This window comes from Nocardia sp. JCM 34519.1 (assembly GCF_020361265.1).
Taxonomy (GTDB): Bacteria; Actinomycetota; Actinomycetes; order Mycobacteriales; family Mycobacteriaceae; genus Nocardia; species Nocardia arthritidis_A.
Genome location: NZ_JAIRBR010000019.1, coordinates 85480 through 108649 on the forward strand (window position 1 = coordinate 85480; position 23170 = coordinate 108649).

Here is a 23170-nt window from a genome sequence, read left to right on the forward strand (position 1 = left end):
TCGCCGGTCGAGAGGTACGACCGGATTTTCTCGGACCCGGGGAGGGATCAGATGACCACACCACCGAACTATCCGAATTCCGGTCAGCCGCAGCCAGGTTGGGGCCAAAAGCCGGGATATCCGCCCGCCGCACCGGGATACGGTCCGCCGCAACCCGAATCGGGCGCGCAGCTTGGCAATCCGGGGGGATATCCGCCCGCGCCGGGGCAGCAGGCTCCCGCGGGTGGCTATCCACAGGGCGGATATCCACCGCCGCCCCCGCCGGGCGGCTATCAGCAGGGCGGCTTTCCACCGCCGAATCAGCCTGGGCAGCAAGGGTTCCCGGGGCAGCAGCCGGGCATTCCCGGCGTGCCGCCCGCCCCGTACTCGCCGACGCCGCCGCAGTCCGGCGGCAAATCGGCGCTCAAGATCGTGATCGCGCTCGTGGTGCTGGTGGTGGTCGGTGGCGGGCTGTTCGGAGCCAGTCGGCTGCTGCGTTCTGATCCACAGAAGATCAATGTCGGCCAGTGCGCGAAACTATCCGGAACCACCTACAAACCGGAGTTCGCGACCAAGGACTGCGGCGACGCCGAGGCGAATTACGTGGTGGCACAGCGGATCGACAAATCCGACGCCGATTGCGCGACCAAGGACTACGCCAGCTACTACGAAACCGGCAAGGGCAACCATTACACGCTGTGCCTGCGCCTGAACGTCAAAGAGGGCGACTGCGTCAAGACGTCGACACTCGGTGCGAGCACCAAGGTGGCCTGCACCTCCTCGGCCGACTTCAAGATCGGCCGGATAGTCACCGGTCAGGCGACGCCGAGCGCCTGCGGCAGCGATTACACCGAACGCGAGACGATCGTCTATCCGAAACCCGATCCGATGACGCTGTGCCTGGTCGAGCCGAAGTGACGCCGTAAATTCGGTGGACAGCGGGCGGGCCCCGGGATGATCATGGTCGGGGTGTCTGCACGAAATGAGCCGCTGCGGCTGATCGGTTCCGAAGCACCCGCCCAGGGATCGTCGCCGGAGCCCGCCGCCGCGACCCGGCTTCCGTGGTCCGCCGCCATCGATTCCTCCTACACCATGCGGGATGCGCTGGACGCGCTCGCGCTGGCGCCGTTCCTGCGCGGCGATCAGCCCTACGCACGGACGATGCATCTGGAACGGGTCCGCTCGGACGCCCAACTGCGTCCGGGCGGCGCGCACGTGGTGCGGGCCGCCGAGGAGGACAACACCGGCGCCGTGCTCTCGGCCGGACCCGGCTGGACCCTGCGCTCGGTGCGCTGGTCCGGCGGTTCGGCCATGCTCGAAATCACGGCGGAGAGCGACGATCTCGCGCGCTCGGTGCTCGCCGAGGCGATCCGGGACGCCACCGAGACAACTGCGGCCACCGAAACCGTCGACATGGGTTTCTGGCATATGGACGTGCGCGGTTCGCGCCGCCGTGGCCGGGTGGTCTCCACGCCTGAATGGCCGGAGATCCGGGGCAATTATTCGGGCGCCGTCGCGGCGGCGATGGATCGGCTGATGGCGTTGACGGCGGCCGAGGTCACCGGCAGGCTCATCCTGCTGCACGGCCCGCCGGGCACCGGCAAGACCACCGCGCTGCGCGCACTGGCCCGCGCGTGGGCGTCCTGGTGTCAATTCGACTGTGTGCTCGACCCGGAGGTGCTGTTCACCAACCCCGGCTATCTCATGGAGGTGGCGGCGGGCGTCGACGCGGACGGCGAACACGGCCAGCGCTGGCGGCTGCTGGTGCTGGAGGACTGTGACGAGCTGATCCGCGGTGAAGCGAAAGAGACTGCGGGCCAGGGCCTTTCGCGTCTGCTCAACCTCACCGACGGCATACTCGGCCAGGGCCGCGATGTGCTGGTCGCGATCACCACCAACGAGGATCTGTCCCGGCTGCATCCGGCCGTCATCCGCCCCGGGCGCTGCCTCGCGCAGATCGAGGTCGGCCGCCTGTCGCCCGCGGAGGCCGCCGCCTGGCTGGACCGGGCGGGCGCGCCGCGCCTCGGCACCGTCGAATACGGTGCGACCCTTGCCGAATTGGTCGCGCACCGCGACGGTGAGGCGCGGATCCGGTCCGTCGCAAGCGATCCCGCGAGTCCAGGTATGTATCTGTAGCGATTACCGCTGCGGAGCAACGGCATCGGCGAGGATGAAGCACAGCAGAACCGCGACCAGCGGCACCGTCATCGCGATCGTCAGCGGAACGAGAAGGGTGAACCAGCCGATCAACGCTGGTCCCGCCAGCAGGCCGAAATAGCCGAGGCCGAAGACCCGCGACATATCGGTGGCGGCCGTCCGCGAGCCCAGATTGCCCGCAGCGGTGAAGATCTGCGGGACGACACCGGACAGGCCGAATCCGGCCATGGTCCAGCCGAGCAGCGTCAGCGGGATCCACAGCGATCCGATGATCAATGCGAAACCCGCTGCCGCCATGGCCGTTCCATAGCGGACCACCGCGACCCGGCCGAATGCGCCGCTGACCCGATCGGTGGCGAGCCGGCCGATGGTCATGGTGACCGAGAACGCGCCGAAAGCCAGTGCGGCGGTGGCGGCGTCGGCGCCCAGGTGGTCGCGCATGTGCAGGGTGCTCCAGTCGTTGGCGACGCCCTCGGCGAGCAGCACCCCGAATGCGATCCCGGCCAGCGCGAGCACCTTTCGGATGCGCGCGGCCGCGGGCTTCGGCGTGGAATCGGGGTGCGGCGCATCGTGACCGGCTGTCCCGGAATCCGCTCGGAAACCGGTGTGCGGATCGGCCGGATCCGCCTCGGTCGGGTGGGTATCGCGGAGCAGTCGGGGAACCAGGGCCGCCGTCAGCAGGATTCCGGCACCGGCCGCGAGGGACAGGGTCAGGCGGGCGTCCCAGCCCGCGCGCAGCGTCGCCGCACCCAACAGCGAACCCAGCAGGCCGCCGCCGGAGAACAGTGCATGGAACGCCGCCATGATCGGGCGTCCGTACGCGCGTTCCACGTGCACCGCTTGGGTATTCATCGACACGTCCAGCGCGCCGTTGCCGAATCCGAAGCAGGACAGGGCGATCGCGAGGCCCAACGGGCTGCCGGCGAGTCCGGGGCCGAGCACGGCGACCGAGGTGACGGTCGCGGCGGCGGCGACCAGCGTCCGGCTGCCGAACCGGTCGGCCAGCGGCCCCGCGACCCGCATTCCGACGATGGCCGCGCCCGCCATCAACAGGATGAAGCTGCCGAGGGTGGCGGGATCGACGCCGGTGTGGTCGGTGATCACCGGAATGTGCACGACCCACATCGCCATCAGAAAGCCGTTGAGCGTGAAGATCGTGAACACCGCACCGCGCGCGACGCGGGTGGGCCGATCGAGCGTTGTGGCAGACACCAATCGACGGTACAGATGATCGCCTGCCGCCGCATCGAGCGAACCGCGGGACCGGTGCCGAGGCGTCGTCGACCCGGCAGTGACCCGGTCGAATGGACCCCGTCGTCGCGGTCCAATCCCGCGGCACCTTCTTTCCAACTCCCTACTGCTCCTGAATATTCCATGCTCCGGTGGCCGCGACGCCCTTCACGTAATCGGCGAAATCTCTTGGCGCCCTTCCCAACGCACGCTGGACGCCATCGGCGGTCGCGGAGTTCCTGCCGTCGAGCACGGTGGCGAACAGGTAGTCCAGCAGGCTCACCACATCGGCGGGCACCTGGTATTCGGTCAGCGCCGCAACGAAATCCGTGCGCGAGATCGGGATGAAGGCGATCTCCCGGCCCGTGGCGGCCGCGATCTCGGCCACCGCCTCGGCGAAGGTCAGCGCGCGCGGCCCGGTGAGCTCGTAAACCTCTCCGGTGTGCCCGTTCTCGGTGAGCGCGGCGACCGCGACATCGGCGATATCGTCGGCGTCGACGAACGGTTCCGGCACATCGCCGTTCGGCACCGCGAATTCGCCTGCCAGCACATAGTCGACGAAGGCGCCCTCGCTGAAATTCTGCGCGAACCAGGCGCAGCGCACGATGGTCCATTCGAGACCCGAATCCCGCACGATGCCCTCGCAGACGGCGGCTTCCGGCTCGCCGCGACCGGACAGCAGCACCACCCGGCGCACCCCCGCCGCCTTGGCCGCGGCGGTGAACGCGCGAATGGTGTCCGGCGCGGTCGGCACCGCGATATCGGGCTGGTAAGCGAGGTAGACGGCGGTGATTCCGGTGAGGGCCCGGGCCCAGGTCGCGCGGTCCGCCCAGTCGAACGGGATATCGGCCTTACGTGACCCGATCCGGACGGGTCGGCCCATGTCGGTGAGCCGGGCGACGACGCGGCTGCCGGTCTTGCCGGTGCCTCCGGTGACGAGGACGAAGGGCTGGTCTGCGGTGTTTTTTGGCATGCCTCGAGTACACCGGTGCGCGCGTCGACAAAACATCGTCGAACGACTCGCGATCATTCGTCATCGTCTACCGTGGATCGGGTGGATGCGCTCGCCAGTCTCCTCGAAGGTCCACGTGCCCGCGGTGCGTTCGTGATGTGTTCGCTGCTGGATCCGCCGTGGTCGCTGCGGGTGCGCGACGAGGCGCCGCTGACCATCGTCGCGGTGGTGCGCGGCGGCGGGTGGATCGTCACCGACGGCGGTGCGCCCCGGCAGGTCGGCGTCGGCGATGTCGCGATATTCCGCGGTCCGGACCACTACACGATGGCCGACGACCCGGCGACCGAGCCGCAGATCTTCATCGAGCCGGGCAATGTCACCAAAACTCCGGACGGCGAAATCGTCTGCGAGACATTGAGTCTCGGCCTGCGCCAATGGGGGACCAACCCGGACGGCAAGACCGTGCTGGTCACCGGGTCCTACGAGTCGGCGGGGGCGGCGAGCCAGCGGCTGCTGCGTGCGCTGCCACCGCTTATCGTGTTGCAGCGCGGCGATTTCGACGCCAGGCTGCTGGAATTGCTTGTCGACGAGGCGGTTCGGGACGAGCCCGCACAGAGCGTCGTGCTCGACCGTCTGCTCGATCTGGTGCTCATCGCCGCGCTGCGCGCCTGGTTCGCCCGCAACGACGCTCCCGCCTGGTACCACGCCTATGGTGATCCGCTGGTCGGCCGGGCGCTGCGGCTGTTGCAGCACAATCCGGCGCACGGCTGGACGGTCGCGGGCCTCGCCTCGGCCGTCGGGGTGTCCAGGGCCGCGCTGGCCAAACGATTCACCGATCTGGTCGGCGAGCCGCCGATGTCCTTTCTCACCGAATGGCGGCTCGCGCTGGCGGCCGACCTGCTGCAGGAAAGCGATTCGACGGTGGAAGCGATCGCCAGGCAGGTCGGCTATGGCAGCGCGTTCGCGTTGAGCACCGCGTTCAAACGGCATTTCGGGGTCAGCCCGCGCGATCACCGGCACGGGGTGACTGGGCTATCGTCGGCCGGGTGACGCAGCAGCAATATCCGGTGCTCTGGCCGATGCCGACCCGTTGGTCGGACAACGACCACTACGGTCACGTCAACAACGTGACGTATTACTCCTATTTCGATACCGCGGTTAATGGTTGGCTGATGCAGGCCACCGGCCGCGATATCCGCGAACTGCCCGCGCTCGGCGTCGTCGCCCAGACCTCCTGCCAGTTCCTCGGCTCGCTGAGCTTCCCGGACCAGCTGCGGGTCGGCCTGCGTATCTCCCGGCTCGGCCGCTCCAGCATCACCTATGATCTGGCGATCTTCCGCGACACCAACGGTTCGCTGGAGCTGGCCGCCACCGGCACCTTCGTCCACGTCTACGTGGACGCCGAAACCCGCAAACCCGTGGCGATTCCGGAGATCATCCGCACCGCCGCGGCCGCATTGGTCACCGACTAGATCAGCTGCCCAGCTGGGCGATCACATCGATCTCGATCTGCCAATCGGGCTGCGCCAGGCCCGCGACCTGCAACAGGGTATCGGCGGGGTAAGGCTCGCTGAAGAATTCGCGCCGCAGCTTGATGATCGTTTCCAGATTGCTCATATCGGTGACCATGATGGTCGCCTTCACCACATCGGCCAGCGTGGCGCCCGCCTGGGCCAGCACGGCCGCGATATTCGCGAACGCCTGCCGCGCCTGCGCCTCGAATCCGCCGGGTACCGTGGCGCCGCTGGCTTCGATCCCGGCCTGCCCGGACAAGAACAGCAGGTTGCCGCTGCGGATGCCCTGCGAGATCGCGTAGGGCTCGTAGTAGTCCTGCTCGATGGTGATGCGTTGGGCCGTATCGAGACTCATGACAGCTCCCGTATTCGCTCGAAGATTGCTTGACGAACGTAGCTGTGTCCGAGCGAAAGTCGCGTCCACCTTTGGTAGGACCGGTCCGCGCGGACACATCACCGGCCAACATCCCCGCGCCGCCGATCCATTCCCGGTCGGTCAGACGCGGCTGAGCAGAGTCAGCGGATCCTCCAGCAAACCCGCCGTCGTCGCGAGGAAGCGGGCGGCCAATTCGCCGTCGATGAGGCGGTGGTCGAAGCTCAGGGTCAGCGTCGTCACCCAGCGGATGGCCAGCTCATCGCGATAGACCCAGGGCTGCTTGCGAATCGCGCCCAGGCAGAGGATGGCCGCCTCGCCCGGATTCACCAGGGGAATGCCGGTGTCGACGCCGAATACCCCGACATTGCTGATGGTGAACGTGCCGCCGCGCAGGTCGGTCGGGGTCGCGGCGCCGGAGCGTGCGGTGTCGACCAGCCAGCCGATCTCCCGGCACAGGTCGCGCAGGTTGAGCGCCTGTGCCTCTTTGATATTCGGCACCAGCAGGCCCCGGTCGGCCGCGACGGCGATGCCGAGGTTCACGTAGTGCTTGGTGACGATCTGCTGGTTCTGTTCGTCCCAGTGCGCGTTGATGCCCGGGAATTCGGCGATGGCCGCGAGCACCGATTTGGCAACCAGCGCAAGGGGTGTCAGCGTCAGCTCGGCGAAAGCCTTTGTGCTGCGTAGGTGATCGATCAATTCCATCGAGCCGGTGACGTCGACGGTGACCGCGGTGGCCGCCTGTGGGATGGTGCGGGCGCTGGCGATCATGGCGGCGGCGGTGCGTTTGCGGACACCGGCGATCGGTGTGCGTTCCTCGCGGGCCGCGGGACGGACGACGCCGGAACCGGATTGGGTCCGCTGGGGCGGCGGCGCGGTGGGCGCGGCCTGCGGAGCCGGTACGCGCGGCTGCGAAACCGGTACGGCCCCACGGACATCCTCGACGGTGACCGCGCCGTCCGGACCCGAACCCGCGACATACCAGAGGTCGATACCCAGCTCGCGGGCGAGCTTGCGGGCGGCGGGCGTCGCGGCTGCGCGATAGGCTTCCGGCGAATATGTTTGGGCGGCAGTATTATTCGCGGAATCCTCGGTCGTGGCCTGATCCTCGACGGGCATTACGGTGCCATTGCTGATCTGCGCGCCGTTCGCGACCGGTCCGTTCTCGGTCGTCCGGCCCGGTCGGCGACGCCGGCGGGACGCGGCCTCGGGTTCGGGTCCATATCCCACCAGTACCGCGTTCCGCTGCTGCTCGGAGCCCGGATCGGCGGTGGGCTCCGCATCGCTGGCCACCCGGATCAGCGGCGCGCCCACCAGCACCGTCGCCCCCGGCTCGGCCAGCAATTCGACGACTCGCCCGGCGAACGGCGACGGCAGCGCCACCACCGCCTTGGCCGTCTCCACCTCGGCGATGGTCTGATTCAGCTCGACGGTGTCGCCGACCGCGACCGCCCATGACACCAGCTCGGCATCGGTGAGCCCCTCGCCGAGATCCGGCAGCCGGAATTCCAGGATATTCGAATTCTGTTGCTGCGCAGTGTCTTCCACGTGGCAAACCCTTCGGGCTAGGCGGCGAGCGAGCGATCGAGCGCGGCCAGGATACGGTCGGGATCGGGCAGGTGATGCTTTTCCAGTTTGGACGGCGGGTAGGGGATGGCGAATCCGCCCACCCGCAATACCGGCGCTTCCAGATGGTAGAAGCAGCGTTCGGTGATGCGGGCGGCGATCTCCGCGCCGAGCCCGGCGAATACCGGCGCCTCGTGCGCGACGATCAATCGCCCGGTCTTGCGCACCGACTCCTCGATGGTGTCGAAATCGATCGGGGAAAGGCTGCGCAGATCGATCACCTCGAGCGAATTGCCCTCCTCGGCGGCGATTTTCGCGGCGGTCAGCGCCGACGCGACGGTGCCGCCATACGCGACGACCGTGGCGTCGGTACCGGTCACGCAGACGCGGGCCTGCTCCAGCGTGAGCTCGCCGCCCGCGTCGAGCGCCGCGAAATCGACATCGGCCTTGTCCCGGTAGCGGCGCTTGGGTTCGAAGAAGATCACCGGATCGTCGAGCGAAATCGACTGGCGGATCATCAGATACGCGTCGGCCGGATTGCTCGGGCTGACCACCCGCAGCCCCGCGGTATGCGCGAAGTACGCCTCCGGTGATTCGGAATGGTGCTCCACCGAACCGATTCCGCCGCCGAACGGGATGCGGATCGTCAGCGGCGCGGTGACCCTACCCTGGGTGCGGTAGTGGATCTTGGCCACATGCGAGACGATCTGGTCGAAGGCCGGATATACGAACCCGTCGAACTGGATCTCGCACACCGGCCGGTAACCGCGCAGCGCCATCCCGAAAGCCGTTCCGACAATGCCGGATTCGGCCAGCGGGGTATCGATCACGCGGTTGTTCCCGAAATCCTTCTGCAGTGTGTCGGTCACGCGGAAGACGCCGCCGAGCTTTCCGATGTCTTCGCCCATCAACAGCACCTTGGGATCGTCCTCCAAGGCCCGGCGCATACCGGTGTTGAGCGCGCCCGCGAAGGTGGTGATCATTTACGGGACTCCTTCCGTTCGCGCGGTCGACTCGCCGGGATCGCCGGCCAAGTACGCCGCGTAGTCCCGCCGCTCTTCGGTGACAAGCGCGTGCGGGGTGGCATAGACATGTTCGAACAGTTCCATCGGATCCGGATCGGGCATCTCGATGGTCGTGCGGCGCACCAGCGCGCCGATCTCGTCGGCGTGCGCCCGCACCCGGGCCTCGAACTCCTCGTCCAGATATCCTTCGCGGTCGAGCAGGCGGCGCAGCCGATCGATCGGATCGCGGCGCGCCCATTCCTCCAGCTCGGCGGCGGTGCGGTAGCGGGTCGGGTCGTCGGCGGTGGTGTGCGGGCCCATCCGGTAGGTGATGGCCTCGATGAACGACGGCCCGCCGCCGCTGCGCGCCCGCTCGATCGCCTGCCTGGTGACCGCGAGCACGGCGAGTGCGTCATTGCCGTCGACCTGGACGCCCGGAATCCCATAGCCGTAGGCACGCCGCACGATCGGGGTCTGGCTCTGCACCCGCACCGGTTCGCTGATCGCCCACTGATTGTTCTGGCAAAGGAATACCACCGGCGCACTCCAAGCGGATGCGAAGCCGAGCGCCTCGGCGATATCGCCCTGGCTGCTGGCGCCGTCACCGAAATACGTGAGCACGGCGATCTCCGCGCCGTCCAGATGCGCCGCGTAGGCGTAACCCGTCGCGTGCAGGCCCTGCGAGCCGACGATGATGTTCGGGTTGGTCATATTGATGGCGTTCGGATCCCAGCACGAGTGCGCGACGCCGCGCCAGAGCCTGGTGATCGATGCGGGATCGGCGCCGCGGCAATAGGCGACCGCCGCCTCGCGATAACTGCAGAACACATAGTCGTCCGGATGCAGGGCGTGTGCCGAGCCGACCTGGGTGGCCTCCTGCCCGAGCAGCGGCGCCCACAGGCCGAGCTGGCCCTGGCGCTGCAGCGCGGTGCCCTCGGCATCGATGCGCCGCGCGACCACCATGTCCTCGTATAGTCGGCGCAACTGTTCCGGGCCGACGTCGGCTACCAGCGCGGCATTTTCCCGGTCGAGCACGCGGCGGCCGTCCGGCTGTATCAATTGGACCGGGTAGATGGGCTTTTCCGGCATCATCGACCGCCTCCTCGCCACGGTGCCGAACGCACATGTGTCGTATACCACACAGCTTCCACGAGAATGCGCTCTGCGCAAGCGATCGACACGCGCATGAGCAGAATGCCCAATTTCGACCGCATCCATGGTGTCATACTGCGTCGTATGAGCAGTCGAGAATCCGTCGACATGACACTGGACGCGACCGACGCGCGCCTGTTGCTGGAACTGGTCGCGAACCCCAGGGCCACCGGTGTCGAACTGGCCGCCCGGCTCGGGCTCTCACGCAATACCGTGCAGGCCAGGCTGTCGCGGTGGGAGGCGGGCGGGGTGCTCGGCAGCTTCGAACGACGGGTGCGGCCGCGGGCGCTCGGCTATCCGCTGTCGGCGTTCGTCGCGGTGGTCGTCGATCAGCATCAGCTGGATTCGGTGGTGGACGAGCTCGCCGAGGTGCCGGAGGTGACCGAGGTCTGCGGCATGACCGGGCTCACCGATCTCACCGTCCGGGTGGTCGCCCAGGACGCCGACGACCTGTACCGGATCGCCGGGCAGATCCTGAAGATTCCCGGCGTCGAACGCACCAATATGGCGCTGGTGATGCGCGAGCTGGTCGGCCCGCGCACCGCACCGCTGCTGCACCGGCTGGCCCGCTCGCATCGCGCCACCGAATCCTCTTGACCGGCAATAAGTTCCGGGACAGTCGCGGTGTCGCCTCGATAACGGCCCTGGGCCGAGGGTGCACCGCGCACTAGGGTGCGGGAATGGAGATTTCGGGCAAGGTTGCCATTGTCACGGGTGCCGGGGCGGGGATCGGGGCGGCGCTGGCGCGGCGGCTCGTCGCCGACGGGGCCCGGGTGGTTGTCGCGGATATCGCCGGGGAGGCCGCGGCGAAGGTCGCGGCGTCGATCGGGGACGGTGCGATCGCGGCGGCGGGCGATGCCGCCGACGCGGCGGCGATCCACTCGCTGATCGTGCGGGCCGAGGCCGAATTCGGGCCGGTGGACCTGTATTTCGCGAATGCGGGCATCGGCGGTGGCGCGGGGCTCAACAGCACCGACGAGCAGTGGGCCGCCGCGCTCGAGGTCAATGTCATGGCCCATGTGCGGGCCGCGCGGCTGCTGATGCCCGGGTGGCTGCGGCGTGGCAGTGGGTATTTCGTATCGACCGCGTCGGCGGCCGGACTGCTCACCCAGCTCGGGTCCGCGCCGTATTCGGTATCCAAGCACGCGGCTGTCGGATTCGCGGAATGGTTGTCGGTGACCTACGGCGACAAGGGAATTCGAGTCAGCTGCGTATGCCCGATGGGTGTCGACACCCAACTGCTGCACGGTGGGCTGGTGCCCGCCGAGGATGCGGCCGAGGCGGAACTGGCGGTCAAGGCGGTGACGACGGCGGGCGAGGTGCTCACCCCGGAACAGGTCGCCGAGGTGATCGTCGCGGGGCTCGCGGCCGAACACTTCCTGATCCTGCCGCATCCGGAGGTGCTGAAGATGTACCGCCACAAGGGATCCGACTACGACCGCTGGCTCGGCGGCATGCGGCGGTTCCAGAGCGCGCTCGGCGGCTGAGCCCGGCGCTCGGGCGGGTGATATATCTCCCACGTCACCTGGCCGAAACACGGGACACGCTTCCCGTAAAGAACGGGGGCTAGTTCTTGAGCATGGCAGTAGCGCATCCCGTCGACACCCGGTTGCCGTTCGCGCGGCAGCTGGTGTTCGGCATCCAGCACGTTTTGATCATGTACACCGGCTGTGTCACGGTGCCGCTGGTATTCGGCGCCGCGGCCGGGCTGGACCGGGCCACCGTCGGGCTGCTGGTGAGTGCCGACCTGCTGGTCGCCGGGCTGGTGACGCTGGTGCAGAGCGTCGGCATCGGCAAACTGGCCGGAGTGCGGCTGCCGATCGTCTGCGGCGCCACCTTCGTCGGGCTGAATCCGATGATCCTGATCGCCAAGGAGTACGGGCTCGACGCGGTGTACGGATCGATGCTGGCGGGCGGTGTCGTCGGCATCGCGCTGGCCTGGCCGTTCGCCAAGGTGGTTCGTTTCTTTCCGCCGCTGGTCACCGGGACCGTGCTCACCGTTGTCGGGATCTCACTGATCGGCGTCGCGGGCGGTTTGATCGTCGGCTCCGACCCGAAAGCGGAATCCTTTGCCGCGCCTGGGAATATCGGCCTGGCCGCGGTGGTGGTCGCGATCGCCGTCGGCTTCATCTGCCTCGGACGCGGGGTATGGTCGCAGCTCGGCGTGCTGATCGCGCTGCTGGTCGGCATCCTGCTCGCATTGCCGATGGGTTTGCTGCACGATTCGGGTTCCGATGCGGCGTGGGTCGGGTTGCCACGGCCGTTCCATTTCGGCGCACCGCATTTCCCGGTCACCGCGGTCGTCGCGATGAGCATCGTGATGGCGGTGGCGTTCGCGGAGTCGACGGCGAGCATGCTCGCGGTCAGCGAGATCACCGGAAAGCCGTTGCGTGACGCGGATTTGGCGCGCGGCCTGATCGGCGACGGTCTGTCCGGCGTGCTCGGCGGCGTATTCACCGCGTTCATCGACACGATCTTCAACCAGAACGTCGGCTCGGTGGCGGCCACCCGGGTGTTCAGCCGATATGTCACCGCGACCAGCGGGGTGATCCTGGTAATCCTCGGCGTGCTACCGCGTTTCGGCGCGCTGGTGGCCGCGGTGCCGAGCCCGGTGATCGGCGGCGTCGGGCTGGTGCTGTTCGCGACCGTCACCGTGGTCGGCGTCGACACGCTGCGCCGCGCCGAACTTTCCGACAGGGTCAACGCCACCATCGTCGCGGTCGCCGTCGGCATCGGATTGCTGCCGGTAATGGTGCCCGGCATGTTCGCGAAATTCCCCACCGCCGCCCAGATCCTGTTGACCAGCGGCGTAACGCTCGGAGCGGCAACGGCTTTCACGTTGAACCTGCTGCTCAATCACACCCGGTTGGGCGCATTCGCACGCGGCACGAAGCCCGCCGAGCCGAGCGCTGTTCCGGCAGCACGAGTTCGCGCATAGCAGTTGAGTTCGCGCGCAGGCCGCCGGAATCAGTCGCGCCGGGCCAACAGCCGGTGTGCGACCAGCCCGACCAACAATGCCCAAAATGCCGCTCCGACACCGAGGAATCCGACGCCGGACGCCGCGATGACGAAGGTGAGTACCCCGGCCTCGCGATGCTCCTCCGCGCGCAGCGCACCGGTCAGCGCGGCCGCGAGCGTGCCCAACAGGGCAAGTCCGGCAACGGTTTCCAGCGTTCCGGCCGGGGCCGCGGCGATCAGCGCGACCAGGGCCGCCGAGCCGAGCGCCAGCCCGAGATAGACGCCGCCCGCCGTGAATGCCGCGATCCAGCGGCGTTTCGGATCCGGATGGGCCGACGGCGCGGCGGACAGGGCGGCGCTGATCGCGGCCAGGTTGATCGCATGCCCGCCCGCGGGCGCGCCGACGAGGGTGCCGAACCCGGTGACGGTCATCGCCGCCCGCCACGGCACCTGGTAGCCGAACGAGCCCATCACCGCGACGCCGGGAATGTTCTGCGAGGCCATCGTCACGATGTAGAGCGGCACCGCGACGCCGATCAGCGCCTGCCAATTCCATTGCGGTGCGGTCAATTCCACGGTCGGCATCATGGCGGCGAAATCCAGGCGCCGGTGCTGGACCACGATGGCGACACCCGCGCCCACGGCCGCGGTGGCGAACGCCGCGATGATCGCCCACCGCTTGGCGAAGCGCTGCAACACCAACCACACCGCGATCACCGGAAGTACGACGGCCGGACTGCTCGGCACCGCCTTCACCGGCGCGAGGCACAGCGGCAGCAGCACCCCGGCGAGCATGGCCTGCGCGATCTCCACCGGAATCGCGGCGACCAGATTGCCGATGCGCTGCCACACCCCGGTGATGACGATCAGAACTCCGGTGATCGCGAACGCGCCGACCGCGGCGGGCCAGCCGCCGGTGACGGCGCCGGTACTCGCCAGCAGTGCGGCGCCCGGCGTCGACCAGGCCAGCGTGATCGGGATCCGGTAGCGGTAGCTCAGCAGCATCATCCCGACGGCCTGGGTGACGCACACGGCGAGCAGTCCCGACGCCGCCTGCGCCGGCGTCGCCCCCGCCGTCGTCAAACCCTTGAGCACCACCGCGAACGCGCTGATGAATCCGACAAGCGCGGTGACGATGCCGGCCGCGATCGGCTGTCCGAGCCCGATGGGCCGATCGGGCGACGCGGCGGGGATCCGTGGCCGTGAGAAAACGTTCGCCATTGTGCGGATGATTCCTGCCGTGCGGTGGATGCGTCGGTAGCCAGTAGTCCGAAACTGGTCTGACTTTCGCGCATCCCGTACACCCGCGCCACCTGGACCGTTCCCGATGGTGGGCGGGGTAACGCGAGTCGGCGTCGCTCGGGTGCGTAGGGTGGTCCGCATTGACGCGAGCCGGAAATTCGTCGAGTAGGAGTGACGTTGAGCGGGGTGCTGATCTCACCGGAGGAGCTGCGGGAAGCGCTGGCGGACAAGCGAGTTCGCCTACTCGATGTGCGCTGGCTGTTGGGCGACCCGGACGGTCCGCAGCATTATCTGGACGGTCACATCCCCGGCGCGGTCTTCGTCGATATGGAGACCGAACTCGCCGCGCCCGCGTCGCCGGCCAGGGGCAGGCATCCGCTGCCGGAGATCGGCCAGCTGGAGAAGTGCGCGCGCAGTTGGGGTATCAAGGCGGGCGATTCCGTCGTCGCCTACGACGCCAACGGCGGTCTGGCCGCCGCGCGCGCCTGGTGGCTGCTGCGCTGGGGCGGACTCACCGACGTGCGCATCCTCGACGGCGGGCTGCCCGCCTGGACCGCGGCGGGCGGCGAGCTGGCCAGCGGGGCCGAACCGGATCCCGAGGTAGGTGATGTCGTGCTCACCCCCGGTCATCTGCCGGTCATCGATGCCGATACGGCGGCCCGCTGGCCGGGTGTGCTGCTCGACGCGCGGGCCGGTGAGCGCTACCGCGGCGAGACCGAGCCGATCGATCCGCGCGCAGGCCACATCCCCGGCGCGGTGAGCGCGCCGACCGCCGAAAACCTGGACCCGTCCGGCCGGTTCCGCGGCATGGACGAATTGCGGGACCGTTTCAAGGATTTGGGCGCGGGCCCGGTCGCGGTGTACTGCGGCTCCGGCGTCACCGCCGCGCATCAGATCGCGGCGCTCGCCATGGTCGGGGTAGAGGCCGCGCTGTATCCGGGTTCCTGGTCGCAGTGGTCGAACGATCCGAAACGGCCGGTGGCCACCGGCGCTTGACCGGCGCTCACAGCCAGGCGCGGGCCAGGAGTTCGTCGTCGGCGAGGTCGTGCACCCTGGGCGGGAAATGGGTAGCCGCGATGGATTCGGTATGGACCCCGTCGTGTCCGATCAGCCATGCGCCGCCGCGTTCCTCGCATTCGGCGATTTTCGCGAAGGTGGTGAGCAGGAAGGTGATCGCCTCGCGCGGGTCGACGGTGCGGGCCAGCCGCTGGGATTCGCCGGGGCGGGACAGATCGAGCCAGACGCCGCACTGTCCGTCGAGGCGCATTCCGACGATCTTGTCGGCATTGACGAAGGTGAATTTTCGCCGCTCCCACGGTGTGGTCGGTGTGAAGCTCTGCTCGAGTACCTGGAGCAGAATCGTCATGCTGCTGCCCTCCGCCTTCTCCGGTTGCCGGCTAGCTGCGATGAATATGCGATGACCAGCGGATATTCCAGTATGTTCCCAAAACGGTGCAGTTGGATAGAGGTGCGGCCGTCTCGGCCGCGCCGGAGTGTTCCCGTTTGCTGGCCCGTCGTTGCTCGTGCGGTCGGAGCCGCCGGGTCACGGCGGCGGGATGGATCCGGAAAACCGCCGCTGAGCTGGGATGTAGCCCGGAAGCCATCGGTTGCCCGCGGTCATCGTGTCCGATTTCCGCCGCTTTGGGTGATTCCAGGGCCATTGCGGCAGGCGGCCGGGTGCCGCGGGGCGATGTCGGCGTCGCCTGCTTTGATGGCCTGATGCTGCACGGTCTGTGGTCGCCTGGATCCGGGTTGCTGCTGTGGACCGAGGATCCGGCCGCCGCGGTGCCCGGTCCGTTGGGCGGTGTGCTGGCCAAATCGAAATTCCGGCATCGAGCCCGAGTTCTGCTCGACGGACAGCCGCGCGAAGTGCCCGCGCACGCGCTCGCGCCGATGACGGCCGCCACGGCGCTGCGCCAGCGGCTGCCCGCCGATTCGATATCCGGTGACCTGCGGTTTCTCGGTCATGTGGCGCAGGGGGTCGAGCGGTGGGCCCGCGCGGGCCGGGTGGCGCCGGACCTGCGGCGCGAGGATGGGCAGTGGTGGGCCCGCTGGCGGCTGGTCGGCGGCCGCGCGCAGCGGGCCTGGCTGGCCGAGCTGGTCGCGACCATGCCGCCCGCGCTCCAGGTGGCGGGCAGGCCGGGCGCGCTGCTCGACGACCTGGTGACCGAACTCGCCGATCCGATCGTGCGCGAACTGCTCGACTCGGCGGCGGCGACGCACCCGTTGCTCGCCGGGCTGGTCGGCGACACCCCGATCGATGGCGGCAGCCATCAGGTGGCCGAGGTGCTCGGGCGCTGGCGGGACAGCCTCACCGGTGACGAACCGGATCTGGTGCTGCGCCTGCTCGAACCCGACGGCGACTCCGACGATTCGGTGGCGCTGTGGCGGCTGGAGGTGTGTCTGCGCGAGTCCGGTGATGCGCCGACTCCCGTTGCGCTGCAAGGCGATCAGACGCTGGTACGGATCGCGGTCGACAAACTGGGCGCGGCGCAGCGGGCGTACCCTCGGCTGCGCGATCTGCCGAGCGATCCGCAATCGCTCGATCTGCTGCTGCCCACCGAGGTGGTCGCCGATCTGGTCGCGCACGGCGTCCATGCCCTGCAGGCGGCCGGAATTCCGCTGCTGCTGCCGCGCGCATGGAATATCACCGAACCGGCCATGCGGTTGCGGGTGGAAAGCGTGCCCGCGGCGGAGAGCACGGTCGGCATGCGCGAATTGGTTTCCTATCACTGGGAACTCGCGCTCGGCGACACCGTGCTGACCAGGGCGGAGATGGAACGACTTGTGCGGGCCAAATCGAATTTGGTGCAGCTGCGCGGCGAATGGGTGCAGGCCGATCACAAGATCTTGGCCGCGGCCGCCCGATTCGTCGCGGCGCATATCGATCCGACCACCGCCGAATTGGACCAGATGTTCGTCGAGCTGGCGAACAATCGCATCGAACAGGTGCCGATCACCGAGGTGACGGCGACCGGCTGGGTGGCCCAGATCCTTGATAGGTCAAGGAATCTCGAGCCGATGACGGCCCCCGCCGGACTACAGGCCGAGCTGCGCCCGTATCAGGAACGCGGCCTGGCTTGGCTGGCCACCATGAGCAGAATGGGTCTCGGCGCCATCCTGGCCGACGATATGGGCCTCGGCAAGACGGTGCAGGTGCTGGCCCTGCTCGTGCACGAACGCGAAGCGGCGCAACGACTTTCGCCGGGGCCGACGCTGCTGGTCTGTCCGATGTCGGTGGTCGGCAACTGGCAGCGGGAGACGGCGCGGTTCGCACCGGAGCTGCGGGTGCTGGTGCATCACGGCACCGGCAGGCTGAGCGGCGCCGAATTCGATGCCGCGGTGGCCGATTCGGATCTGGTCGTCACCACGTACTCGCTGCTCGCCCGCGACGTCGAGGAACTGAAGCGGCCGGAATGGGCCCGGGTCGTGCTGGACGAGGCACAGCACATCAAAAACTCGGCCACCAGGCAGGCCAGGGCAGCGCGCGGGCTGCGGGCGCGACATCGGTTGGCGCTCACCGGAACTCCGGTGGAGAACCGGCTGGAAGAGTTGCGGTCCATCCTGGATTTCGCGATGCCGTCGCTGCTCGGCAGCCCGCAGTCCTTCCGCGCCCGCTTCGCCGTGCCGATCGAACGCGAACGCGATCAGAACGCCATTTCGCGCCTGCGCTACGTCACCCAGCCGTTCGTATTGCGAAGGGTGAAAACCGATCCCGCCGTCATCACCGACCTGCCGGAGAAGCTGGAGATGACGGTGCGCGCCAACCTGACCGTCGAACAGGCCGCGCTGTATCAGGCCGTCGTCGACGACATGATGGCGAAGATCAAGGACGCCAAGGGTATGGCGCGTAAGGGCGCGGTGCTCGGCGCGCTCACCCGGCTGAAGCAGGTGTGCAACCATCCGGCGCATTTCCTCGCCGACGGTTCCGGGGTGCTGCATCGCGGTGCGCACCGCTCGGGCAAGCTCGCCCTGGTCGACGACGTGCTGGAGGCGGTGCTCGCCGATGGCGAGAAGGCATTGCTGTTCACCCAGTTCCGTGAGTTCGGCGAGTTGCTCGCGCCGTATCTGTCCGAGCGTTTCGGTACGGTGCTGCCGTTCCTACACGGCGGTGTGCCCAAGCAGCGACGGGACCGCATGGTGGCCGGGTTCCAGTCCGCCGACGGGCCGCCGCTGATGTTGTTGTCGCTCAAGGCCGGTGGCACCGGACTGAACCTGACCGCCGCGAATCACGTTGTGCACCTCGACCGCTGGTGGAATCCGGCGGTGGAGAACCAGGCCACCGACCGCGCCTTCCGTATCGGCCAGACGCGCAACGTGCAGGTGCGCAAGCTGGTCTGCGTCGACACCATCGAGGAGCGGATCGACGAAATGATCACCGGTAAACGGCAACTCGCCGATTTGGCCGTCGGGACCGGCGAGAACTGGATCACCGAATTCGACGACGACGAGCTGCTGCGGCTGTTCACCCTCGGTGCGGAGGCGGTGGGCGATTGAGTTCGGCCGATCGCGGTATCTACATCGATTACAGCCAGTTCGGGAAGCGGCGGCCGGTGCGTGGCGGGGTCGAGGCGCGCAGCCGCCGTGGCGGGTTCGGGCGCACCTGGTGGGGGAAGGCACTGATCGAGGCCGTCGAGGCGATGGCGCAACCGGGCAGGCTGGCGCGCGGGCGCAGCTACGCCAGGTCGGGACAGGTGATCGACTACCGGATCGAGCCGGGCGCGGTCACCGCGGAGGTTCAGGGCAGCCAACCGCGCCCGTTCACCGCCGTATTCACCGTGCGGCCGCTGCGCGCGGAGGAGGTGGAGCTGATCATCGACACCATTCGCGGCGCGCCGGGCATGCTCGCCGAGATCGCCTCCGGCGCACTGCCGACCGGGCTCGGCCCGCTGCTGCTGCCGACCACCGCCGCCGATCTGGATTTCGGCTGCACCTGTCCGGATCCGGGCTGGCCGTGCAAGCATGTGGCCGCCGTCTGCTACATCCTGGCCGAACGGCTCGACGAGCGGCCGCGGGAGATCCTGACCCTGCGCGGCCTCGACCTCGACGCGCTCATCAGCGGTATCGAACGTGAGCCGACTCCGTTGGACTCGGCCGACCCGTACGGCGACGACCTGGTGCTTCCCGATCTGCCGAAGCTCGAATTCCGTTCGGCCATGGACGATCTGGATCCTTTGCAGCTGCGCAAGGCGCTGCGGATGACGGCGCCGGACGAGGAGACGGTGGCCCGCGGCCTGCGTGAGCTCCGCGCGCTCTACGAACAACTGGACCGCTGAGGTACGTTCACGGCTATGGACGGCCAACATCGGGCGCCGGACGATCTCGGAGCGCGCGTCACGATCACACGGCCGGTGCGGCGCGTCGTCTCCCTGGTGCCGTCGCTGACCGAGGCGGTGGCGGTGAGCTGCCCCGGCCTGCTGGTCGCGGCGACCGAATGGTGTACCCACCCCGCGGACCTCGATGTCGAACGGGTGCGCGGCACCAAGAATCCGAATGTCCGCCGGATCGTCGAACTCGCGCCGGACCTGGTGCTGTGCAACCAGGAGGAGAACCGGCGGATCGATGTCGAACGCCTGCGTGCCGCCGGAATCCCGGTCTGGGTCACCAGGATCGAGACATTGGACGATGCGTTCACGTCGCTGCGGCGGCTGTTCACCGTCGCGCTCGGCGCCGCCCTGCCCGATTGGCTACTGGAATCCGAAAAGTCTTGGGCCGCAGCGCCTTTGGAGCCGCCGCGCAATGCGGTGATCCCCATCTGGCGCAATCCCTGGATGGTGGTGGGCCGCAACACCTTCACCGGCGATCTGGCCCGCCGACTCGGTCTGCGCCTGGTACACGCCGACCGGCCCGACCGCTATCCGCGGGTGACCGCCGATGAGCTGGTCGCGGGCGTGGAGCTGGCCGTATTACCCGACGAGCCATATGTATTCACCGAAAGCGACGGGCCGGACGCCTTTCCCGGCATCCCCGTCGCGCTGGTCGAGGGCCGCGCGCTGACCTGGTACGGCCCGTCGCTGGCCACCGCCCGTGGCACTCTCATCGAGCGGATCCGCCAGGCGCACTGAGCAGATTCAGCAGGGCGGGCCGGGGCTGCGGGTTCGCCGGTCATATCGATGCCATTCCATTCGTCATCCATATGGGGGACAAACGAAGACGAGGGTTGGAGGGCCAGGTGGACGCGTACGAAGACCGGTTCACACAGTTCCGGCCGCGGCTGCGGGCGATGGCCTATCGGATGCTCGGTTCGCCGAGCGAGGCGGATGACGCGGTGCAGGAGGCGTGGTTGCGTTGGCGGCGCGCCGATACCGCATCGGTGGACAATCTGGGCGGCTGGCTGACCACCGTGGTCGGCCGGGTGTGCCTGGATATGTTGCGCGCGCGGCGGTCGCGGCGCGAGGATCCGGTCGGCATCGACGTACCCGAGCCGGTCGGCGAGCATCCGATGACACCGGAAGAGGAAGCGGTGCTTGCCGATTCGGTGGGGTTGGCGCTGCTGGTCGTGCTGGATACGCTCGCGCCCGCCGAGCGGCTCGCCTTCGTACTGCACGATCTGTTCGACCTGCCGTATGCCGAGATCGGCCCGATCGTCGGCCGGTCGCCGAATGCGGCGGCGCAGCTGGCGGCCCGCGCCCGCCGCCGGGTGCGTGGGGCCGATCCGCGCGATCCGGCCGCGATCGGCACGCAGCGGCGCGTGGTCGACCGCTTCCTCGACGCGGCCCGCGGCGGCGATCTCGCCGGGCTCATCGAGGTATTGGACCCGGACGTCGAGGTGCGCGCCGACGCGACGGCCGCGCCCACCGGAACACCCACGGTGCTGCGCGGACGCGATGCCGTCGCACCGGCCGCGCGCGCCTTCGGCGGCCGGGCCGCTCGATTCACCCGGCTCGCCCTGGTCGACGGCGCGGTCGGCGCGATCGTCGCGCCCCGGGGGCGGCTCGCAACGGTGCTCGCATTCCATCTCGCGGGGGACCGGATCGCCGAAATCGACATCATCGCCGACCCGGATCGACTGCGCGCGCTCGACCTCGCCGTCTTCGAATCCAATTGAGACACAACGAAAGAACCGACATGAACATTCGACTTATCGGCTATTGGGCCGCGACGGCGCTGGTCGCGGCCGAGCTCGCGGTCGGCGGCGAATGGGATATTCAGCGAATCCCGTTCGTGACCGGCATTACCGACCACCTCGGCTATCCGACGTATTTCCTGGTGCTGCTGGGTGTTTGGAAGTTGCTCGGCGCGGCCGCGCTGCTGGCCCCCGGCTTCCCGCTGGTCAAGGAATGGGCTTACGCCGGAACGGTTTTCGTGTACACCGGCGCGATGGTCTCCCATCTGACCAGGGACTACGCCCTGTCCGAGCTGTGGTTCCTCGTGCCGATGCTCGTGCTGACCGGCACGTCCTGGCTGCTGCGTCCGCCGAACCGTCGCTTGACCGCGGGCCGGCCGAACGCGCCGGAAAAGGTGGCGACAGTGACGGCGGCACGGGGTTAACATCGGGGTCGCGGCGCCGACGAGCGTGACGAACTCCGAGCCGCGGCGGCCGGTCACCGTGCCCAACGACCATTCGAGGCGGCGGATTTCGTCGCGAAGGTGTGGTGGCACCGCGAGCTACCCGATCGCCCACACCTCCCGGGGACAGCGAACCAGGAGGTGAAAGATGATGTCGCGCACCCTTTGCGCGGAATTGCCCGCCGTTGCGGGCAGGCCGGTGACGTTGGCGGGCTGGATCCACCGCCGCAGACAACTGGCGGCGGTGACGTTCGTCGTCATCCGGGACCGCACCGGGCAGTCACAGGTCGTGGTGACCGATCCGGCTGTGCGCGAACAGGTTTCGGGTCTTTCGGAGGAGACCGCGGTGCGGGTGACCGGGACGGCGCTCGCGAACCCCAAGGCGCCGGGCGGTGTCGAGGTGGTCGAGCCGTCGATTCACCCGCTGTGCGCGCCCGCCCGGCAACAACCGGTCGATCTGTGGCGGCCGACCCTGCGGGCCACCCTGCCGACGGTGCTCGACCATGCCGGGCTCACCTGGCGGCACCCCGGAAGGCAGGCCGTGTGGCGCATCGCCGCCGCCTCGCTGGCCGGATTCCGGGAGCACCTGGACGGTAACGGCTTCACCGAGGTCGCGACGCCGAAGATCGTCGGGCAATCCACCGAATCCGGTGCGAACGTCTTCCCGCTCGACTATTTCGGCTCCACCGCCTATCTCGCGCAGTCGCCGCAGCTGTACAAGCAGATGCTGGTCGGTGTCTTCGAGCGGGTGTACGAGACCGGGCCGGTATTCCGGGCCGAGCCGCACGACACGGCCCGCCATCTCGCCCAATACACCTCGCTGGACGCCGAATTCGGCTTCGTCACCGACCATCGTGACGTTATCGAGCTGCTGCGCGGCACGCTGGCCGCGATGCTCGACCGGATCGCGGAACGGGCGGGCGCGTCGGTGGAAATGCTGGGTGCGCGGTTACCTGTTGTGCCGGACCGGATTCCGGTGCTGCACTTCCGTGCGGCACTCGAATTGGTCGGCGCCGCACCGGACGAGCCGGACCTCGCCCCGGAACACGAGCGCTTCCTCGGCGAATGGGCGAAGACCACCTATGGCTCGGATTTCCTTGCAGTGGAAGGCTATCCGGCGGTGAAGCGACCCTTCTACACCCATCCGCAACCGGACGAACCGCGCTGGACCAACTCGTTCGACCTGCTGTTCCGCGGCCTGGAACTGGTGACGGGCGGCCAGCGCCTGCACAACCACGCCGACTATCTGGCCGCGCTCACCGCACGCGGCCAAGACCCGGCGGATTACGGGCCGTATCTGGCGGCGATGGAACACGGGATGCCGCCGCACGGTGGTTTCGCGTTGGGTCTCGAGCGTTGGGTCGCCAGACTGCTGGAAATCGAAAACATCCGCTACACAACGCTTTTCCCGCGCGATCTACACCGCCTCCAGCCGTAAGGTAATCCATTGCGGACCTCGGCCGGTTACGGCGCCGGACCGGCCGAGGATCGGGCCAGCCCGATCCTCGGTGCCCGGCCTTTACAGTGGTGCCCG

22 protein-coding genes are annotated in these 23170 nt (G+C 68.4%); 14 read left to right on the forward strand and 8 right to left on the reverse strand.

Features of this window, described 5'->3' with window-relative positions:
- The first annotated feature begins 51 nt into the window (after window positions 1-51).
- Both LGY53_RS33690 and LGY53_RS33695 read left to right on the forward strand, forming a co-directional pair.
- The gene (locus LGY53_RS33690; protein WP_225730738.1) at window positions 52-897 is read left to right on the forward strand and encodes a hypothetical protein; all 846 of its coding nucleotides are present in this window, start codon (window positions 52-54) and stop codon (window positions 895-897) included.
- 42 nt (window positions 898-939) lie between these two features.
- The gene (locus LGY53_RS33695; protein WP_225730739.1) at window positions 940-2115 is read left to right on the forward strand and encodes a DUF5925 domain-containing protein; all 1176 of its coding nucleotides are present in this window, start codon (window positions 940-942) and stop codon (window positions 2113-2115) included.
- Between the two features lie 3 nt (window positions 2116-2118).
- On the opposite strand, the gene LGY53_RS33700 is transcribed toward LGY53_RS33695, so the two are convergent.
- Window positions 2119-3348 (reverse strand): MFS transporter, encoded by a 1230-nt coding sequence (locus LGY53_RS33700; RefSeq protein WP_225730740.1) that lies wholly within the window; start codon window positions 3346-3348, stop codon window positions 2119-2121.
- A 142-nt stretch (window positions 3349-3490) separates the two neighbouring features.
- The gene (locus LGY53_RS33705) at window positions 3491-4339 is read right to left on the reverse strand and encodes an NAD(P)H-binding protein (RefSeq protein ID WP_225730741.1); all 849 of its coding nucleotides are present in this window, start codon (window positions 4337-4339) and stop codon (window positions 3491-3493) included.
- An 81-nt stretch (window positions 4340-4420) separates the two neighbouring features.
- Between LGY53_RS33705 and LGY53_RS33710 the strand changes: the two genes are divergently transcribed.
- Window positions 4421-5368, forward strand: a complete 948-nt coding sequence (locus LGY53_RS33710; RefSeq protein WP_225730742.1) for an AraC family transcriptional regulator — start codon at window positions 4421-4423, stop codon at window positions 5366-5368.
- A gap of 29 nt (window positions 5369-5397) precedes the next feature.
- On the forward strand, window positions 5398-5790 hold the full coding sequence (locus tag LGY53_RS33715) for a thioesterase family protein (protein ID WP_225730804.1): 393 nt from the start codon (window positions 5398-5400) through the stop codon (window positions 5788-5790).
- A gap of 1 nt (window position 5791) precedes the next feature.
- Here LGY53_RS33715 and LGY53_RS33720 read toward each other — a convergent pair whose 3' ends face one another.
- The 4 genes from LGY53_RS33720 to pdhA all read right to left on the reverse strand — a co-directional run bounded on the left by LGY53_RS33720 (window position 5792) and on the right by pdhA (window position 9864).
- On the reverse strand, window positions 5792-6187 hold the full coding sequence (locus tag LGY53_RS33720; protein ID WP_225730743.1) for a RidA family protein: 396 nt from the start codon (window positions 6185-6187) through the stop codon (window positions 5792-5794).
- Window positions 6188-6328: 141 nt separating this feature from the next.
- Window positions 6329-7753 carry a dihydrolipoamide acetyltransferase family protein gene (locus tag LGY53_RS33725; RefSeq protein ID WP_225730744.1) on the reverse strand — a complete coding sequence of 475 codons (1425 nt, stop codon included), beginning with the start codon at window positions 7751-7753 and terminating at the stop codon, window positions 6329-6331.
- 17 nt (window positions 7754-7770) lie between these two features.
- Window positions 7771-8754, reverse strand: a complete 984-nt coding sequence (locus LGY53_RS33730; protein WP_225730745.1) for an alpha-ketoacid dehydrogenase subunit beta — start codon at window positions 8752-8754, stop codon at window positions 7771-7773.
- Window positions 8755-9864 (reverse strand): pyruvate dehydrogenase (acetyl-transferring) E1 component subunit alpha, encoded by a 1110-nt coding sequence (gene pdhA, locus LGY53_RS33735; protein ID WP_225730805.1) that lies wholly within the window; start codon window positions 9862-9864, stop codon window positions 8755-8757.
- Between the two features lie 147 nt (window positions 9865-10011).
- Here pdhA and LGY53_RS33740 point away from each other — a divergent pair, with 147 nt between their 5' ends.
- The 3 genes from LGY53_RS33740 to LGY53_RS33750 all read left to right on the forward strand — a co-directional run bounded on the left by LGY53_RS33740 (window position 10012) and on the right by LGY53_RS33750 (window position 12865).
- On the forward strand, window positions 10012-10524 hold the full coding sequence (locus LGY53_RS33740; RefSeq protein ID WP_374111268.1) for an Lrp/AsnC family transcriptional regulator: 513 nt from the start codon (window positions 10012-10014) through the stop codon (window positions 10522-10524).
- Window positions 10525-10607: 83 nt separating this feature from the next.
- The gene (locus tag LGY53_RS33745; protein WP_225730746.1) at window positions 10608-11414 is read left to right on the forward strand and encodes an SDR family oxidoreductase; all 807 of its coding nucleotides are present in this window, start codon (window positions 10608-10610) and stop codon (window positions 11412-11414) included.
- Between the two features lie 92 nt (window positions 11415-11506).
- Window positions 11507-12865: a nucleobase:cation symporter-2 family protein gene (locus tag LGY53_RS33750; protein ID WP_225730747.1), complete on the forward strand. Its 1359-nt coding sequence runs from the start codon at window positions 11507-11509 to the stop codon at window positions 12863-12865.
- 29 nt (window positions 12866-12894) lie between these two features.
- Here the strand turns inward: LGY53_RS33750 and LGY53_RS33755 are convergent, their stop codons facing one another.
- Window positions 12895-14106 (reverse strand): benzoate/H(+) symporter BenE family transporter, encoded by a 1212-nt coding sequence (locus tag LGY53_RS33755; RefSeq protein WP_225730748.1) that lies wholly within the window; start codon window positions 14104-14106, stop codon window positions 12895-12897.
- A 210-nt stretch (window positions 14107-14316) separates the two neighbouring features.
- Here LGY53_RS33755 and LGY53_RS33760 point away from each other — a divergent pair, with 210 nt between their 5' ends.
- On the forward strand, window positions 14317-15123 hold the full coding sequence (locus tag LGY53_RS33760) for a sulfurtransferase (protein ID WP_225730807.1): 807 nt from the start codon (window positions 14317-14319) through the stop codon (window positions 15121-15123).
- A gap of 7 nt (window positions 15124-15130) precedes the next feature.
- On the opposite strand, the gene LGY53_RS33765 is transcribed toward LGY53_RS33760, so the two are convergent.
- Window positions 15131-15493: a hypothetical protein gene (locus LGY53_RS33765; RefSeq protein WP_225730749.1), complete on the reverse strand. Its 363-nt coding sequence runs from the start codon at window positions 15491-15493 to the stop codon at window positions 15131-15133.
- Window positions 15494-15846: 353 nt separating this feature from the next.
- Between LGY53_RS33765 and LGY53_RS33770 the strand changes: the two genes are divergently transcribed.
- From LGY53_RS33770 to aspS, 6 genes are all read left to right on the forward strand, one after another.
- Window positions 15847-18624, forward strand: a complete 2778-nt coding sequence (locus tag LGY53_RS33770; RefSeq protein WP_225730750.1) for a DEAD/DEAH box helicase — start codon at window positions 15847-15849, stop codon at window positions 18622-18624.
- Window positions 18621-19403 carry an SWIM zinc finger family protein gene (locus LGY53_RS33775; RefSeq protein ID WP_225730751.1) on the forward strand — a complete coding sequence of 261 codons (783 nt, stop codon included), beginning with the start codon at window positions 18621-18623 and terminating at the stop codon, window positions 19401-19403. Before LGY53_RS33770 ends, LGY53_RS33775 begins: the two co-directional genes overlap by 4 nt.
- Window positions 19404-19418: 15 nt before the next feature.
- Window positions 19419-20192, forward strand: coding sequence for a helical backbone metal receptor (locus LGY53_RS33780; RefSeq protein ID WP_225730752.1), 774 nt, complete (start codon window positions 19419-19421; stop codon window positions 20190-20192).
- 107 nt (window positions 20193-20299) lie between these two features.
- The gene (locus LGY53_RS33785; RefSeq protein ID WP_374111270.1) at window positions 20300-21175 is read left to right on the forward strand and encodes a sigma-70 family RNA polymerase sigma factor; all 876 of its coding nucleotides are present in this window, start codon (window positions 20300-20302) and stop codon (window positions 21173-21175) included.
- Between the two features lie 20 nt (window positions 21176-21195).
- Window positions 21196-21618: a DoxX family protein gene (locus LGY53_RS33790; protein WP_225730754.1), complete on the forward strand. Its 423-nt coding sequence runs from the start codon at window positions 21196-21198 to the stop codon at window positions 21616-21618.
- 166 nt (window positions 21619-21784) lie between these two features.
- Window positions 21785-23074 carry an aspartate--tRNA(Asn) ligase gene (gene aspS / locus LGY53_RS33795; RefSeq protein ID WP_225730755.1) on the forward strand — a complete coding sequence of 430 codons (1290 nt, stop codon included), beginning with the start codon at window positions 21785-21787 and terminating at the stop codon, window positions 23072-23074.
- The last annotated feature ends 96 nt before the right edge of the window (window positions 23075-23170 follow it).

Coding starts and splice junctions, on each gene's coding strand:
- LGY53_RS33690 (WP_225730738.1), top strand. CDS start 52: ATGACCACACCACCGAACTATCCGAATTCCGGTCAGCCGCAGCCAGGT.
- LGY53_RS33695 (WP_225730739.1), top strand. CDS start 940: ATGGTCGGGGTGTCTGCACGAAATGAGCCGCTGCGGCTGATCGGTTCC.
- LGY53_RS33705 (WP_225730741.1), bottom strand. CDS start 4,339: ATGCCAAAAAACACCGCAGACCAGCCCTTCGTCCTCGTCACCGGAGGC.
- LGY53_RS33715 (WP_225730804.1), top strand. CDS start 5,398: ATGCCGACCCGTTGGTCGGACAACGACCACTACGGTCACGTCAACAAC.
- LGY53_RS33720 (WP_225730743.1), bottom strand. CDS start 6,187: ATGAGTCTCGATACGGCCCAACGCATCACCATCGAGCAGGACTACTAC.
- LGY53_RS33730 (WP_225730745.1), bottom strand. CDS start 8,754: ATGATCACCACCTTCGCGGGCGCGCTCAACACCGGTATGCGCCGGGCC.
- pdhA (WP_225730805.1), bottom strand. CDS start 9,864: ATGCCGGAAAAGCCCATCTACCCGGTCCAATTGATACAGCCGGACGGC.
- LGY53_RS33740 (WP_374111268.1), top strand. CDS start 10,012: ATGAGCAGTCGAGAATCCGTCGACATGACACTGGACGCGACCGACGCG.
- LGY53_RS33745 (WP_225730746.1), top strand. CDS start 10,608: ATGGAGATTTCGGGCAAGGTTGCCATTGTCACGGGTGCCGGGGCGGGG.
- LGY53_RS33750 (WP_225730747.1), top strand. CDS start 11,507: ATGGCAGTAGCGCATCCCGTCGACACCCGGTTGCCGTTCGCGCGGCAG.
- LGY53_RS33755 (WP_225730748.1), bottom strand. CDS start 14,106: ATGGCGAACGTTTTCTCACGGCCACGGATCCCCGCCGCGTCGCCCGAT.
- LGY53_RS33765 (WP_225730749.1), bottom strand. CDS start 15,493: ATGACGATTCTGCTCCAGGTACTCGAGCAGAGCTTCACACCGACCACA.
- LGY53_RS33770 (WP_225730750.1), top strand. CDS start 15,847: ATGCTGCACGGTCTGTGGTCGCCTGGATCCGGGTTGCTGCTGTGGACC.
- LGY53_RS33780 (WP_225730752.1), top strand. CDS start 19,419: ATGGACGGCCAACATCGGGCGCCGGACGATCTCGGAGCGCGCGTCACG.
- LGY53_RS33790 (WP_225730754.1), top strand. CDS start 21,196: ATGAACATTCGACTTATCGGCTATTGGGCCGCGACGGCGCTGGTCGCG.
- aspS (WP_225730755.1), top strand. CDS start 21,785: ATGATGTCGCGCACCCTTTGCGCGGAATTGCCCGCCGTTGCGGGCAGG.